The following is a 12,993-nucleotide window of genomic DNA, read 5'->3' on the forward strand; positions in this document are numbered from 1 at the left end:
CCTCGTCCCAGGGTTTTTCACCTAGGAGGAGGGTGTCCCACCCCCCCCCCCGCGGGGGGCGGCCCCCCCCCCCCCCCCCCCCCTTCTCGCATGTCAGGTCAGGCATTCCGGGTCAGGCCCAGAGCTGCCCCTCCAGGCGCTGCTCCGCCTCGTCCAGGGTGCCCTCGTAGGCGCCGGTGGACAGATACTTCCAGCCGCCGTCGGCCACCACGAACGCGATGTCGGCCCGCTCTCCCGCCTGCACGGCCTTGCGGGCCACGCCCAGGGCGGCGTGCAGGGCGGCGCCGGTGGAGACACCCGCGAAGATGCCCTCCGAGCTCAGCAGCTCCCTGGTCCGGCGCAGGGCGTCGGCCGAGCCCACCGAGAAGCGCGTAGTGAGCACCGACTCGTCGTACAGCTCGGGGATGAAGCCCTCGTCGACGTTGCGCAGGCCGTAGACCAGCTCGCCGTAGCGCGGCTCGGCGGCCACGATCCGCACGTCCGGCACCCGCTCGCGCAGGAAACGGCCGACGCCCATGAGGGTCCCGGTGGTGCCCAGCCCTGCCACGAAGTGGGTCACGGTGGGCAGGTCCGCCAGGATCTCCGGACCCGTCGTCTCATAGTGGGAACGCCAGTTGGCCGGGTTGCCGTACTGGTAGAGCATCACCCAGTCGGGGTGCTCAGCGGCCAGGCCCTTGGCCACCCGGACCGCCTCGTTGGAGCCGCCCGCCGCGGGCGAGGAGATGATCTCCGCGCCGTACATGCGCAGGAGCTGGCGGCGCTCCTCGGAGGTGTTCTCCGGCATGACGCAGATCAGCTTGTAGCCCTTGAGCTTGGCGGCCATGGCCAGCGAGATGCCGGTGTTGCCGCTGGTGGGCTCCAGGATCGTGCAGCCCGGGGTGAGCAGCCCGTCCTTCTCGGCCTCCTGCACCATCCAGAGCGCCGGCCGGTCCTTGATGGAGCCCGTCGGGTTGCGGTCCTCCAGCTTGGCCCAGATCCGCACGTCCGCCGAGGGCGACAGGCGCGGCAGGCCCACCAGGGGCGTGCCCCCGACGGAGTCGGTCAGTGATTCGAACCGCATGTCATCCGCCGGCGACAGCGGGGAGGACCGTCACCGTGTCGCCGTCGGACACCGGGGTGCCGAGGCCGCCGAGGAACCGTACGTCCTCGTCGTTGAGGTAGACGTTCACGAACCGGCGCAGAGCGCCCTGGTCGACCAGGCGGTCCTTGATGCCGGGGTGGCGGGACTCCAGGTTGGCGATCAGCTCGTCGAGGGTGGCGCCCTCGGCGTCGACGGCCTTGGCGCCGTCGGTGTAGCTACGCAGGATGGTCGGAATGCGAACCTCGATGGCCATCGCTGTCAGTCTCCTTGGTCAGTTCGTCGTCCCATCGGCATGCAACGCCGAGGGCTGGCTGCGGAATTCCAGCTCAGCGACAGTCGTAGACGACGACAGCCGGAGTGTGTGCGAAGAGAAAACTCTGCACATGCCTGACCATCATGGGATGAACCTTACCTCTTCCTCAGAAATCTCACCGTCCACGATCCGGTAGGAGCGGAACTCCACCTTGTCCTCCTCCCGCGTGGAGACCAGGACATAGTGGGCGTTCGGCTCCGACGCGTAGGAGACGTCGGTGCGCGACGGGTAGGCCTCGGTGGCGGTGTGCGAATGGTAGATCACCACCGGCTCCTCGTCCCGATCGTCCATCTCCCGCCAGACACGAAACTGCTCCATCGAGTCGAAGCGGTAGAAGGTGGGTGAACGCTCGGCGTTCTCCATGGGAATGAACCGCTCCGGCACGCCCTCGCGCCCCGCGATGACGCCACACGCCTCATCGGGGTGGTCGGCCCGGGCATGGGAAACGATCTTGTCGGCGAGTTCCTGTGAGATCGTCAGCATGCTGCGGAAGTTACCAGAGGGCTCGGACCAGGCTGTCCTGGAGGTAGGTCAGCCAGTCATAGGTGACGAGAGCCGCATAACGGGGATCTTCCTCCCCCATGTTCTCGATCTCCTCGTGGATCTCCTCGGTCACGTCCAGCTTGACGCCGAGGGTCAGCCGCACGTCGTTGAGCGAGCGCAGCCACGCCTGCGCCTGCTCGGGCGTCAGGTCGACGCGGCCGGGCTGGGCGGTGTCGAGCACGGTCTGCGCGTCGGCCCGCTTGCCGTCACGCAGCGTCGCCTCGGTGTAGCGGCGGAACTCCGAGGCCTCCTGCGCGTCCTCGTAGGCCGACGGGAACAGGCGGACCAGCACCGGATCCGACGGCGCCTGCCCGCCGCCGATGCCGAGCGCCTTCTCCAGCGGATCGTCGCTCGTCAGGCCCGGCTCCACCAGGCCCAGGACCATGGCGACGAGCGAGCGCAGGATCGAGACCTCGGCCGCCTCGAACTTCGCGACGACGGCACCCCGCCGGCCCGCTGAGAAACCCGAACTCACGACCGCCGCCTCACTTGACCGAATCCGGCTGAACCGTCGCCCACAGGCCGTAGGAGTGCAGGATCTGCACGTCGCGCTCCATCTCCTCGCGCGTGCCGCTGGAGACGACGGCCTTGCCCTTGTGATGAACGTCCATCATCAGCTTCTCGGCCTTCTCCCTGGTGTAACCGAAGACCGTCTGGAAGACGTACGTGACGTAGGACATGAGGTTGACCGGGTCGTTCCAGACGATCGTCACCCACGGCAGATCGGGCCGGACGTCCGTTGAAGGACGCTCGACGGTCATTGGAGCGGTGCTACCCACATCCCCCATCCTGCCCTACCTCGGCCGTAGTCTTCGAGTCGTGACAATGACGATGAGCTCTGCGTTGCTCACAGATCACTATGAGCTGACAATGCTTGAGGCGGCCCTGCGCAGTGGCGCGGCGGACAGAAGGGCGGTTTTCGAGGTCTTCGCCAGGCATCTGCCCGCCGGACGCCGCTACGGCGTCGTCGCCGGGACCGGACGCGTCCTGGACGAGCTGGAGAACTTCCGGTTCAGTGACGAGGACATCGCCTTTCTGCGCGACAACCACGTGGTCGACGAGCCCACCCTGGCCTTCCTCGCCGACTACAGGTTCTCCGGGAACATCTACGGCTACCGGGAGGGCGACCTCTACTTCCCCGCCTCCCCCATCATGGTCGTGGAGGGCACGTTCGCGGAGGCCGTACTCCTCGAGACCGTGACTCTTTCCATTCTCAATCATGACTGCGCGATAGCCTCCGCAGCCTCCAGGATGGTCAACGCGGCCGGCCAGCGGCCGATCATCGAGATGGGCTCGCGCCGCACGCACGAGCACGCCGCGGTGGCCGCCGCCCGCGCCGCCTACATCGCCGGCTTCGCCTCCACCTCCAACCTCATGGCCGGCCGGATGTACGGAATCCCCACCGCCGGTACGGCCGCGCACGCGTTCACCCTCCTGCACGACACCGAGCGGCAGGCGTTCCAAGCCCAGATCGACGCCCTCGGAGCCGGCACCACGCTGCTGGTCGACACCTACGACGTGCCCCAGGCGGTCCGCACCGCCGTGGACCTGGCCGGCTCGGAGCTCGGCGCGGTCCGCATCGACTCCGGCGACCTGGGCGTCGCGGCCCAGGAGGTCCGCGAGCAACTCGACGCGCTCGGCGCCTTCAACACCCGCATCCTGGTCACCTCCGACCTGGACGAGTACGCCATCGCCGCGCTCGCCGCCGCCCCCGTCGACGGCTACGGCGTCGGCACGGCACTGGTGACCGGGTCCGGAGTCCCCACGGCCGCGCTCGTCTACAAGCTCGTGGCCCGCGAGACGCCCAGCGGCAAGCTGGAGCCCGTGGCCAAACGCTCGGTCGGCAAACCCTCGCGCGGCGGCCGCAAGAGGGCCTGGCGCCTGCTGGACGAGAGCGGGCACTTCCAGACGGAGCTGGTCAGCACCTCCGGCCTGACCCCCAAGGGCGGCGTCCGGCTGCTGCACCAGCTCGTCCGCGACGGCGAGGTCATCGGCCGCGAGCCCCTGTCCGACGCCCGCGCCAGACACGCCGAGGCCATCACCCAGCTCCCGAAGGACGCACGCCACCTCGCCAGAGGGTATGCGGCGATCCCCACGGAGTTCGCCTGACGTATCGTGATCCGTATGGGTAGTGCGCTCATCATCGTGGACGTGCAGAACGACTTCTGTGAGGGCGGCAGCCTGCCCGTGGCAGGCGGCTCGGAGGTGGCGGCGGCGATCACCCGCCACGTGGCCGAGCACGGCTACGACCATGTCGTGGCCACCCGCGACTATCACGTCGACCCCGGCCCCCACTTCTCCGACACCCCCGACTTCTACCGGTCCTGGCCGCCCCACTGCGTGGCGGGCACCCCCGGCGCCGACTTCCACCCGGCCTTCGACGTGGCCGGGGTGGAAGAGGTCTTCAGCAAGGGCGCCCACGAGGCGGCCTACAGCGGCTTCGAGGGCACCTCGGGCGACGGCGTCCCGCTCGGCGAATGGCTGGAGCGGCACGGCGTCCACGAGGTGGACGTGGTGGGCATCGCCACGGATCACTGCGTCCGGGCCACCGCCCTGGACGCCGTCAAGCACGCCCTGGCCGTCCGGGTGCTCCTCGACCTCACGGCGGGGGTCGCCAGGCAGACCACCCAGGCGGCCCTCGCCGAGCTCGACGAGGCGGGCGCCACCCTCCAGGGCGCCCCCATCGTCCGCTAGGCGGCATCAGCCGGCAACAGCGTGAAGGCGTCACCCCAGAGCGGCTTCATCACCCGGAAGTGCCGCTGATCCAACGTCAGCACCCGCGTCGTCCTGTGCCGAGCCCGTCCCTTCCGAAGCCCTCCGCGAGAGTCCCGTCGATGCGCTCAGCCGTCAACGACTCCTCGCTCAGTTCGAAGACGGGGAGCATCGGCTGTCGCCGCTCGACGACGATCTCCTCGTCGATGTCCCGTGCCAAGGAGGGGTCGCCGCTGTCGAACAGCGGCAGTCGTGGGCGAGGACGCTCTCCCACGAACTCCTCGCTGAGCGCTCGCGTGATCGCCTCACGCATGTAGTCGGCCTCGGACACCCCGTGCGCCCGCGCCGCCTCAGCGACCCGATGCTGGATGTCTTCCGGTAGGTACAGACTCACCTCAGGCACCTTTCTACGTTAACGCGACCCCCATGCGTCGCGGCCCGTCACGGAGAGTATGAGCCTGGCAACAGTGTGGCCATGTGGAGTCACGCCCGGGGAAGGACCTGGCCCCACAGTGAGTAACACTTCCGCACCTGGGCGTGAGAATTCTTCGGCTCAGGTCAGGAGTGCGCGTGCCGGAGCGCCTCGTCGAAGGTGTCGAAGACCTCGAAGGCGTTGCGCAGGCCGGTGATGTAGAGCACCCGCGCCATGACCTCCTGCACACCCCCGAGCAGCAACCGCGTCCCCCGCGCCTCGCACCGGTGCATGATGTCCACCAGTTCGTTCAGCCCGATGGAGTCGCAGAAGCCGACCCCGTGCAGGTCCAGGATCAGGAAGGGCCGGGCGGGGAGCTCCCAGACGCGGTCGAGGTGCTCCCGCAGCGGCGACACCGCGTAGGCGTCTATCTCCCCGTCCAGGCGGACGATGACGGCGTTTCGGGAGAGACCAGAAGAGACGTTGAGCGTCGACTTTCCGGTGGCCCCAGACGACATGGGTAACGTCCTTCTGCATATCCCAAGGCGGCCTAGAGAAGTGTTGCCGTTTCCAGCCGGTTTCTAACGGAAGGCCACGACTCTGTCGCCAAACGCATAGGTTTACGGAGCGTCACGATCTCCTATGCGGCCGACCCGAAAGGACCCGCAGCGAGGCTGCGGGTCCGGCGGCGCGTCAGCGGCGCTGGGTGGCCCAGCGGCGGATGGCGGCGATGCGCTCCTGGATCTGCTCGGCCGTCGCCTGGGCGATCGGCGGGCCGCCGCAGGCGCGGCGCAGCTCCGAGTGGATGACGCCGTGCGGCTGGCCGGTGCGGTGGTTCCAGGCGCCGACCAGGCCGTTGAGCTCGCGCCTCAGCTCGGCGATCTGCTCGTGCGGGGCCAGCTTGGCGGGCGCCTCGACCGGCTCCTTGCGCTTGGCCGCCTGCTGGTCGGACTGGCGCTTGCGCAGCAGCGTGGCCACCTGGTCCGGCTCCAGCAGGCCGGGCAGGCCGAGGAAGTCCTCCTCCTCGGCGGAGCCGATCTCGGCGCCGGTGCCGAACTCGCCGCCGTCGAACAGCACCCGGTCGAACGTGGCCGACGTCTGCATGGTCTCGAACGGCAGCTCGTCGCCCAGGACGTCGGGGTTGTCCTTCTTGCGGTTGGCGTCTTCCAGGAGGCTGTCGTCCAGGCCGTCCTCGGGCGGCTTGCGGTTGAGGACGTGGTCGCGCTCGACCTCCATCTCGTTGGCCAGGCCCATCAGCGTGGGCACCGACGGCAGGAAGATCGAGGCCATCTCGCCGCGCTTGCGGGCCCGCACGAAACGGCCCACCGCCTGGGCGAAGAACAGCGGGGTCGAGGTCGAGGTGGCGTAGACGCCCACGCACAGGCGCGGGATGTCGACGCCTTCGGAGACCATGCGGACCGCCACCAGCCAGCGGTCTCCCGACGCGGCGAACCCCTTGATCTTCTTGGACGCGCCGGGGTCGTCGGAGAGCACCACCGTGGCGCCCTCGCCGCTGATGGCGCGCAGGTGGCGGGCGTAGGCGCGGGCGGTCTCGTGGTCGGTGGCGATGACCAGGCCGCCCGCGTCGGGGACGCCGCGCCGTACCTCTGTCAGGCGGCGGTCGGCGGCCGTCATGACCTGGCGGATCCAGTCGCCCTTGGGGTCGAGCGCGGCGCGCCAGGCCTGGGAGAGCTGGTCCTTGGTGAGCGGGGTGCCGAGGGTGGCGGCGAGCTCGTCGCCGGCGCGGGTGCGCCACTTCATCTCGCCGGAGTAGGCCAGGAAGATGACCGGCCTGACCACGCCGTCGTCGAGGGCGGGGCCGTAGCCGTAGGAGTAGTCAGAGATGCTGCGCTTGAAGCCTTCGGCGTCCTCTTCGTAGCTGACGAAGGGGATCGGGTTGTCGTCGGACCGGAACGGGGTGCCGGTGAGCTGCAGCCGGCGGGCCGCGGGCTCGAACGCCTCGCTCACGCCGTCGCCCCAGGACCGGGCGTCGCCCGCGTGGTGGATCTCGTCGAAGATCACCAGTGTCTTGCGTGCCTCGGTGCGCGCCCTGTGCAGGGCGGGGTGCATGGCGACCTGGGCGTAGGTCACCGCGACGCCGAGGTAGTCGCGGCTGGTGGTGCCCTGGCTGTTCTTGAACTCGGGGTCGATGCTGATGCCGACCCTGGCCGCGGCGTCGGCCCACTGGCGCTTGAGGTGCTCGGTGGGCGTGACGACGGTGATCGCCTTGATCACCCCCTTGGCGAGCAGCTCGCTGGCGATGCGCAGGGCGTAGGTGGTCTTGCCCGCGCCCGGCGTCGCCACGGTGAGGAAGTCACGCGGCTCACGCCTGAAATAGAGCTCCAGCGCCTCCTGCTGCCACGCGCGCAACTTCTGGGCGGTGCCCCACGCGGCTCGGTCGGGATAGGAAGGCGACAGGTGGGATGCGGCGAAGGTGCTCACCGCATCACCTCTGGGGTTGGTGTGCTTCGCTCTCTCACAGTGACCCAAGAGTAATCGGGCTGACCGACAAGACGTGCCGTGCATCGGGGATTCTGGCCAACCTGGTCCCTGCGTGCTATGGGCGGGACGCGGCTTATCGCACGCTCGACAGCACCGCGTCGAGCGCCTGCCTGCTCGCGGCCTGCTCCGGCTGGAGCAGGCCGACGAGCAGCGCCGTCCTGCCGTTCCGGGTGAGAATGGTCACGCGCAGATAGGCGGGTCTGTTCACGATGTCGTCGTACGACGCCCGCAACGCCCTGGTGTGGCCCTGGGCGACCGGTTCGTCCTCGACCACGCTGACCTGGTCCCCCTTGAGCAGGAGCCGTGAGTAGCGCGTGGCCGCCTCCTTGGCCGCCTTGGCGAGGTCGGGCACCGATCCGTACATTGGCCTGGCCATCACGAGCGAGCCGCCGCCGTCCCTGGCGACGGAGGTGAATCCCGTCACAGGGGGAACTTTGCCCTCCTGCCAGCCGGGCGGCAGCGTCAGCCGCACCCCGGCCAGGGAGTCGGACAGCTCCCCCGGCTGCGGTTCCGGCGTGGCCAGCCGCACCGCCGCCACGACCAGCCCGGTCACCAGCGCCGCGGCCAGCGCCAGGGCGAGCACCCTGACGAACACCGTGCCGGCCCGCCGTCGCCACACGCCGCGCCGTACCGGACGGAAGCCCGGATCGGCCGGCGCGCCGTACAGGCGGGCCGACGGCGGCAGTGACTCCCACGAGGGCCCGGGACGGTCCTCGGGCTCCAGCCCGCGGCGGGCTGCCCGGGCGGCGCGCGGATTCCACGGCGGCTCCTCTTCCTCGGTGTCCCAGTAGAGCTCCTCCGGTTCCTCGGCGCGGCGCCTCCTGGGCGGCCAGGCGCGTTGATCCCCGTCCATGGCACCTCCTCGTCCCGCTGTCCTATCACCGCGCGCCGCGCGGATCAGGCGTTCGGCGATCGCTGTGACGGGAGAGGAGGATTGGCGGCTATGAGGCGGCGGGGGCCACCCGGGAGGACAGGAGGGTGGCCGCCAGGGCGATGACCGCCATCAGCGCACAGATCACCACGAATCCCCAGGCGATCTGGATGGCGCTGTGCCCGATCACGTTGACCAGTGCCCCGCTGATGCCGAGGGTCAGCGCGGAGCCGAGCATGTCGGTGACCGACAGGGAGGCGCTGTTGGCGCCCTGCTCGTTGACCGGGGACAGGTGCAGGGTGGTGATGTTCACCGTGGTCATGCCGAGCCCCATGCCGAACCCGGCGATGATCCAGGCGGGCACGGCGACCCAGCCGGTGACGCCCGGCGCGACCGCGAGGACCGACAGCACGATGCCCACCGTGACGCAGGCCGCGCCCGTCCTGATCCGCGCGTGCGGCTGCGCCGCGCGCCTGCTCTGCAGGTAGGAGCCGGCCGACCAGCCGAGCGCTCCGGTGGTCAGCGCGATGCCCGCGAACGTGGTGTCGAAGGACTTGACCTGCTGCAGGGCGAGCGGGATGAAGGCGTTGACGCCGAAGAAGGAGGCGGAGAACAGGCCGCGCATCATCACCGCGGTCGGCAGCCCACGCCCGAACCGGAGCGCGCCGATGGGCAGCAGCCTGACCAGGCCGTACAGGAGCGTGGCCAGGCCCACCGCGCAGCCGAGCAGGCCGGGCAGCGGCTGGGCCTGCAGGATGTCCACCCCGTACAGCAGCACGCCGGCTCCGGCGGCGGTCGCGCTGGCGGCCACGGTCATGGCCAGGGGGCGGGAGCGACGACCCTGCGAAGGCGTCGCCTCCTCGTCGGTGGCGCGCCGCTTCAGCGAGGGGACGAGCATGATCAGGGCGGGCACCACGAGCGGGACGATGCCGAAGAAGACCCAGCGCCAGCCCCAGTTGTCGGAGACGAATCCGGCGACGGCGGGGCCGACCATGGCGGGCACCACCCAGGCGGCCGACAGCGCGGCGAAGATCCGGGGCCGCACGTCGACGGGGTAGACCCGGGCGATCATGACATAGAGCGCGACGATGGTGGGCCCGGCGCCCAGCCCCTGCACGGCCCGCGCGACCAGGAACAGCTCGGGGTTGTGCGCCGCGCCTGCCAGGCCCATGCCGATCACGAACAGCACCAGCCCCGCCAGGAACGGCAGCGCGTAGCCCCGGCGGTCCGCCCACAGTCCCGCCACCACGTTGGCGAACAGGCTGGCGATGAGGAAGGCGGAGAAGCTCACGCCGTACAGGTTGAGGGCGTTGAGATCGATGGAGACGGTCGGCATGACCACGCCGACCGACATGCCCTCGAAGGCGACCAGGGTGACCACGAGCAGGATGCCGATGGTGGCGGTGCGGTAGGGATGACCGAAGATGCGAGGGGATTCGTGGGGAGCGTCTAGGGCCTTTGGTACTGTCACCTGGATATCTTAGTCGTGCCCCCCATCCGGTAGGCCGCCCACATCTGGCGCATCCGCTCGGCCTGACCTGGCGTGAACTCGCGCATGCACCGGTCCTGTGCGTAGTCCATGAAGTTGTGCACCGCGTCCTGGCCGGGCTGCGGGCAGCTGTCCTGGGCGGCGGGGCAGCCGTTGGTCGGCCTGACCTGGGGTGGGGTGTCGGAGATGCCGTCGCCGGGCTCCCGGCAGCCGTTCTCGAAGGTGTGGAACAGTCCGAGCCAGTGGCCGATCTCGTGCACGCCGGTGAAGCCGCGGTCGTAGCCGGGCTGCGAGCCGCCGGGCAGGCCGCGCCAGTCGACGACCACGCCGTCGAGCGCCGGCTCGTCGTCGTACCAGTAGGGGTAGGCGGCGAAGCCCAGCACCAGCTCGCCGGGCTGGGCGAGGTAGAGGTTGAGCGTCTCCGGGCCGCCCCTGCGCAGCGCGCTCTTCATGGCGCGCTCGTGGGTGATGGGATCGGTGAACCAGCGGGCGTCGCGCGTGACGGTGATGCCGGCGAGCCGGAACCGCACGCCGGTGTCGACGCCGCCGAGCCTGCCGCCGTAGGCGGCGTTGAGCGTGGCGAGCTGAGCCTTGACGGCGCTGTCCGGCGCCCTGGAGGTGCCGTCGGTGATGACGTGCACCCAGGTCGGCACCCTGAGCCGGGCAGGCGGCGTGACCCCGCGCAGCCGCCGGGCGAGCTCGGCGCCGACCGTGGCGACGTCACCGGGCGCGGGCGACCGCGGCTCAGGAGAACGCGGCTCAGGAGAACGCGGCTCAGGAGAACGCGGCACGGGAGAACGCGGCACGGGCGACCGCGACTCGGGAGAGCGCGGTCGGCCACCGGCTGTGCCGGCGAGCTGCGCACCGGCGCAGCCGGTGGCCGCGGCGACCGGCCGGATCGGCACGCCGATCCCGGCCGCGAGCACGCATGCGAAGAAGACGGCGGTCGCGCGCCGGGTCATGCAACCCCCTGTTACGGTCCGAGCTGGTCTGGATACAGACCGTAGCCCTACCGTGGGCGGTCACATGTCAGCAACACTCACTGCTTGTTGTCGTCGCCCTTGCCGCCGCCACCGACCGGCAGGCCCTCATAGATCTCCTTGCACTCCGGGCACACGGGATACTTCTTGGGGTCGCGGCTCGGAACCCAGATCTTGCCGCACAGAGCGCGGATCGGGGTGCCCGACACCATCGACTCGGTGATCTTGTGCTTGTCCGCGTAGTGGGCGAACCGTTCGTGGTCGCCGTCGCCGTGCGACGTCTGCGGACGGGTCTCCTGCTCTGGGAGGATCTTCGTGCTCACCCCACCGAGTGTATGCCTGCCGCCGACCGGTCCCGCTCACAGACAGCACAACGGCTCCCGCCGGAAGCGAGAGCCGTTGTCGAGCCGAAAAGAGCCGAAAGATCAACCGACGTGCAGCGGAGCGTCCTCGACCTTGCGCCCGCTCTTGACGAACATGGCCAGGACCGCCGTCAGCAGCGCGACACCGGTGCTCACCAGGAAGGCCAGGTGCATGCCGTCCATGAACGCGTTGTTCACGGCCGGGCCGACCACCTGGGCGAACTCCCCGGGCAGCCCCGGCGGCAGCCCGCCGAACGCGGCCGCCTTCTCCAGCCCCGCCAGCTGCTCCGGCGGGATCGTCTGGGCCACCGCACCGAGGTGCTCGGGCAGCGAGGTGGAGATCTGGGCGGCCATGACGGCACCCAGGATCGCGGTGCCGAGCGCGCCGCCGACCTGCATGGCGGACTGCTGGAGGCCGCCGGCGACGCCGCTGAGCTCCAGCGGGGCGTTGCCGACGATGATCTCCGTGGCGCCCACGAACACCGGCGACAGGCCGAAGGCCAGCACCACGAACGGGATCGCGCTCTCCACGAACGTGGCGTCCATGCTGAGCTGGGACATCAGGAACATCGCCAGCGCGGTCACCACCAGGCCCGCGGTCATGGTGATCTTCGGCCCGAGCTTGCCGATCGCGAAACCGGCCAGCGGCGAGGCCACGATCATGCCGGCGCTCATCGGCAGCATGCGCAGACCGGCCTCCAGCGGGGTCAGGCCGTGCACGCCCTGGAAGAAGAAGCCCAGGAAGAACATCGCGCCGAACATCGCGAAGGCGACCATCATCATCAGCACGGTGCCGATGGAGATGGAGGCGTTGGTGAACAGCGACAGCGGCACCAGCGGCTGCTTCGCCCGGTTCTGCCAGAAGATGAAGCCCGCGATCAGCACCACGAACGCGGCCATGAAGGTCAGCGTCGTGGAGTCACCCCAGCCCCACTCGGGCGCCTTGATGATGGTCCAGACCAGCGCGAACATCGCGCCGGACAGCAGCACCACGCCGCCCCAGTCGATCTTGGCCAGCGCCTTGACCGAGCTCTCCTTGATGAGGAAGATGCCCAGGAGCAGGGCGATGATCCCCACCGGCGCGTTGATGAAGAAGACCGACTCCCAGCTCACGTTCTCCACCAGCACGCCACCCACGATCGGGCCGGCCGCGCTGGACAGGCCGATGATGGCGCCCCACGCCCCCATCGCCTGGTTGAGCTTCTCACCCGGGAACGCCCCGCGCAGCAGGGCCAGCGCCGCGGGCTGCAGCAGGGCGCCGAACAGGCCCTGGAGCACGCGCAGGCCGATCAGCGCGCCGACCGGCGACAGGCCGGGGACGATCTCGGCCAGTTCCTGACTGAAGCCGATGCCGACCGAGACGATCGCGAAGCCGCCGACACCGATGAGGAAGATCCGCTTGTGGCCGAAGAGGTCACCCAGTTTGCCCGCTGTGATCAGGAAGACCGCCAGCGCCAGCAGGTAGCCGCTGGTCACCCACTGCAGGTCCGCCAAGGATGCGCCCAGGTCGGTCTGAATCACCGGATTGGCGATGCCGACCACGGTGCCGTCGAGCATCACCATGATCACGCCAAGGCTGACCGCCAGCAGCACCAACCATGGATTGCCGCCGGTCCCCGCCTTCTCCGGCGACGACGGTGCGTCGACCGTCGCTTGAGCCATGAAGTCCCCCTAGTACATCTCGCCCCATACCGGGGCATACGCCCATAAGTCTCGGGGTAATCTATG

General features: G+C 69.8%; 15 protein-coding genes. 2 read left to right on the forward strand and 13 right to left on the reverse strand.

Annotation, left to right across the window (positions count from 1 at the left end):
- Positions 1-112: 112 nt before the first annotated feature.
- The 5 genes from ACIBQX_RS29770 to clpS all read right to left on the reverse strand — a co-directional run bounded on the left by ACIBQX_RS29770 (position 113) and on the right by clpS (position 2,698).
- Entirely contained in the window at positions 113-1,060 is a 948-nt protein-coding gene (locus tag ACIBQX_RS29770; protein ID WP_397010196.1) for a PLP-dependent cysteine synthase family protein, read from the reverse strand.
- Between the two features lies 1 nt (position 1,061).
- Positions 1,062-1,334, reverse strand: coding sequence for a MoaD/ThiS family protein (locus ACIBQX_RS29775; RefSeq protein ID WP_397010198.1), 273 nt, complete (start codon positions 1,332-1,334; stop codon positions 1,062-1,064).
- Between the two features lie 141 nt (positions 1,335-1,475).
- Positions 1,476-1,877 carry a Mov34/MPN/PAD-1 family protein gene (locus ACIBQX_RS29780; protein ID WP_397010200.1) on the reverse strand — a complete coding sequence of 134 codons (402 nt, stop codon included), beginning with the start codon at positions 1,875-1,877 and terminating at the stop codon, positions 1,476-1,478.
- Between the two features lie 10 nt (positions 1,878-1,887).
- Entirely contained in the window at positions 1,888-2,412 is a 525-nt protein-coding gene (locus tag ACIBQX_RS29785; protein ID WP_397010202.1) for a DUF2017 domain-containing protein, read from the reverse strand.
- A 10-nt stretch (positions 2,413-2,422) separates the two neighbouring features.
- On the reverse strand, positions 2,423-2,698 hold the full coding sequence (clpS, locus tag ACIBQX_RS29790) for an ATP-dependent Clp protease adapter ClpS (RefSeq protein ID WP_397010204.1): 276 nt from the start codon (positions 2,696-2,698) through the stop codon (positions 2,423-2,425).
- A gap of 64 nt (positions 2,699-2,762) precedes the next feature.
- On the opposite strand from clpS, the gene ACIBQX_RS29795 reads away from it, so the two are divergent.
- The gene (locus tag ACIBQX_RS29795; RefSeq protein ID WP_397010206.1) at positions 2,763-4,046 is read left to right on the forward strand and encodes a nicotinate phosphoribosyltransferase; all 1,284 of its coding nucleotides are present in this window, start codon (positions 2,763-2,765) and stop codon (positions 4,044-4,046) included.
- Positions 4,047-4,061: 15 nt separating this feature from the next.
- Positions 4,062-4,631 (forward strand): isochorismatase family protein, encoded by a 570-nt coding sequence (locus ACIBQX_RS29800; RefSeq protein WP_397010208.1) that lies wholly within the window; start codon positions 4,062-4,064, stop codon positions 4,629-4,631.
- Positions 4,632-4,707: 76 nt separating this feature from the next.
- Here the strand turns inward: ACIBQX_RS29800 and ACIBQX_RS29805 are convergent, their stop codons facing one another.
- The 8 genes from ACIBQX_RS29805 to ACIBQX_RS29840 all read right to left on the reverse strand — a co-directional run bounded on the left by ACIBQX_RS29805 (position 4,708) and on the right by ACIBQX_RS29840 (position 12,927).
- Positions 4,708-5,043 carry a CopG family transcriptional regulator gene (locus tag ACIBQX_RS29805; protein WP_397010210.1) on the reverse strand — a complete coding sequence of 112 codons (336 nt, stop codon included), beginning with the start codon at positions 5,041-5,043 and terminating at the stop codon, positions 4,708-4,710.
- A gap of 164 nt (positions 5,044-5,207) precedes the next feature.
- Positions 5,208-5,579 carry an anti-sigma factor antagonist gene (locus ACIBQX_RS29810; RefSeq protein WP_397010212.1) on the reverse strand — a complete coding sequence of 124 codons (372 nt, stop codon included), beginning with the start codon at positions 5,577-5,579 and terminating at the stop codon, positions 5,208-5,210.
- 175 nt (positions 5,580-5,754) lie between these two features.
- Positions 5,755-7,503: a DEAD/DEAH box helicase gene (locus ACIBQX_RS29815; protein WP_397010214.1), complete on the reverse strand. Its 1,749-nt coding sequence runs from the start codon at positions 7,501-7,503 to the stop codon at positions 5,755-5,757.
- Positions 7,504-7,636: 133 nt separating this feature from the next.
- Positions 7,637-8,416 (reverse strand): hypothetical protein, encoded by a 780-nt coding sequence (locus ACIBQX_RS29820; protein ID WP_397010216.1) that lies wholly within the window; start codon positions 8,414-8,416, stop codon positions 7,637-7,639.
- An 88-nt stretch (positions 8,417-8,504) separates the two neighbouring features.
- Positions 8,505-9,905, reverse strand: coding sequence for an MFS transporter (locus ACIBQX_RS29825; protein ID WP_397010218.1), 1,401 nt, complete (start codon positions 9,903-9,905; stop codon positions 8,505-8,507).
- Entirely contained in the window at positions 9,902-10,885 is a 984-nt protein-coding gene (locus ACIBQX_RS29830; protein ID WP_397010220.1) for a M43 family zinc metalloprotease, read from the reverse strand. Before ACIBQX_RS29830 ends, ACIBQX_RS29825 begins: the two co-directional genes overlap by 4 nt.
- Positions 10,886-10,962: 77 nt before the next feature.
- The gene (locus tag ACIBQX_RS29835) at positions 10,963-11,226 is read right to left on the reverse strand and encodes a DUF3039 domain-containing protein (RefSeq protein WP_397010222.1); all 264 of its coding nucleotides are present in this window, start codon (positions 11,224-11,226) and stop codon (positions 10,963-10,965) included.
- A gap of 102 nt (positions 11,227-11,328) precedes the next feature.
- Positions 11,329-12,927, reverse strand: coding sequence for a DHA2 family efflux MFS transporter permease subunit (locus ACIBQX_RS29840; protein WP_397010224.1), 1,599 nt, complete (start codon positions 12,925-12,927; stop codon positions 11,329-11,331).
- Positions 12,928-12,993 lie beyond the last annotated feature (66 nt).

This window comes from Nonomuraea sp. NPDC049714 (assembly GCF_044465295.1).
Taxonomy (GTDB): Bacteria; Actinomycetota; Actinomycetes; order Streptosporangiales; family Streptosporangiaceae; genus Nonomuraea.

What these genes read in the sequence shown, in the direction of transcription:
- ACIBQX_RS29770 (WP_397010196.1), bottom strand. Translation starts at nt 1,060, where the DNA reads ATGCGGTTCGAATCACTGACCGACTCCGTCGGGGGCACGCCCCTGGTG.
- ACIBQX_RS29780 (WP_397010200.1), bottom strand. Translation starts at nt 1,877, where the DNA reads ATGCTGACGATCTCACAGGAACTCGCCGACAAGATCGTTTCCCATGCC.
- ACIBQX_RS29775 (WP_397010198.1), bottom strand. Translation starts at nt 1,334, where the DNA reads ATGGCCATCGAGGTTCGCATTCCGACCATCCTGCGTAGCTACACCGAC.
- ACIBQX_RS29810 (WP_397010212.1), bottom strand. Translation starts at nt 5,579, where the DNA reads ATGTCGTCTGGGGCCACCGGAAAGTCGACGCTCAACGTCTCTTCTGGT.
- ACIBQX_RS29820 (WP_397010216.1), bottom strand. Translation starts at nt 8,416, where the DNA reads ATGGACGGGGATCAACGCGCCTGGCCGCCCAGGAGGCGCCGCGCCGAG.
- ACIBQX_RS29830 (WP_397010220.1), bottom strand. Translation starts at nt 10,885, where the DNA reads ATGACCCGGCGCGCGACCGCCGTCTTCTTCGCATGCGTGCTCGCGGCC.
- ACIBQX_RS29840 (WP_397010224.1), bottom strand. Translation starts at nt 12,927, where the DNA reads ATGGCTCAAGCGACGGTCGACGCACCGTCGTCGCCGGAGAAGGCGGGG.
- ACIBQX_RS29795 (WP_397010206.1), top strand. Translation starts at nt 2,763, where the DNA reads ATGACGATGAGCTCTGCGTTGCTCACAGATCACTATGAGCTGACAATG.
- clpS (WP_397010204.1), bottom strand. Translation starts at nt 2,698, where the DNA reads ATGACCGTCGAGCGTCCTTCAACGGACGTCCGGCCCGATCTGCCGTGG.
- ACIBQX_RS29800 (WP_397010208.1), top strand. Translation starts at nt 4,062, where the DNA reads ATGGGTAGTGCGCTCATCATCGTGGACGTGCAGAACGACTTCTGTGAG.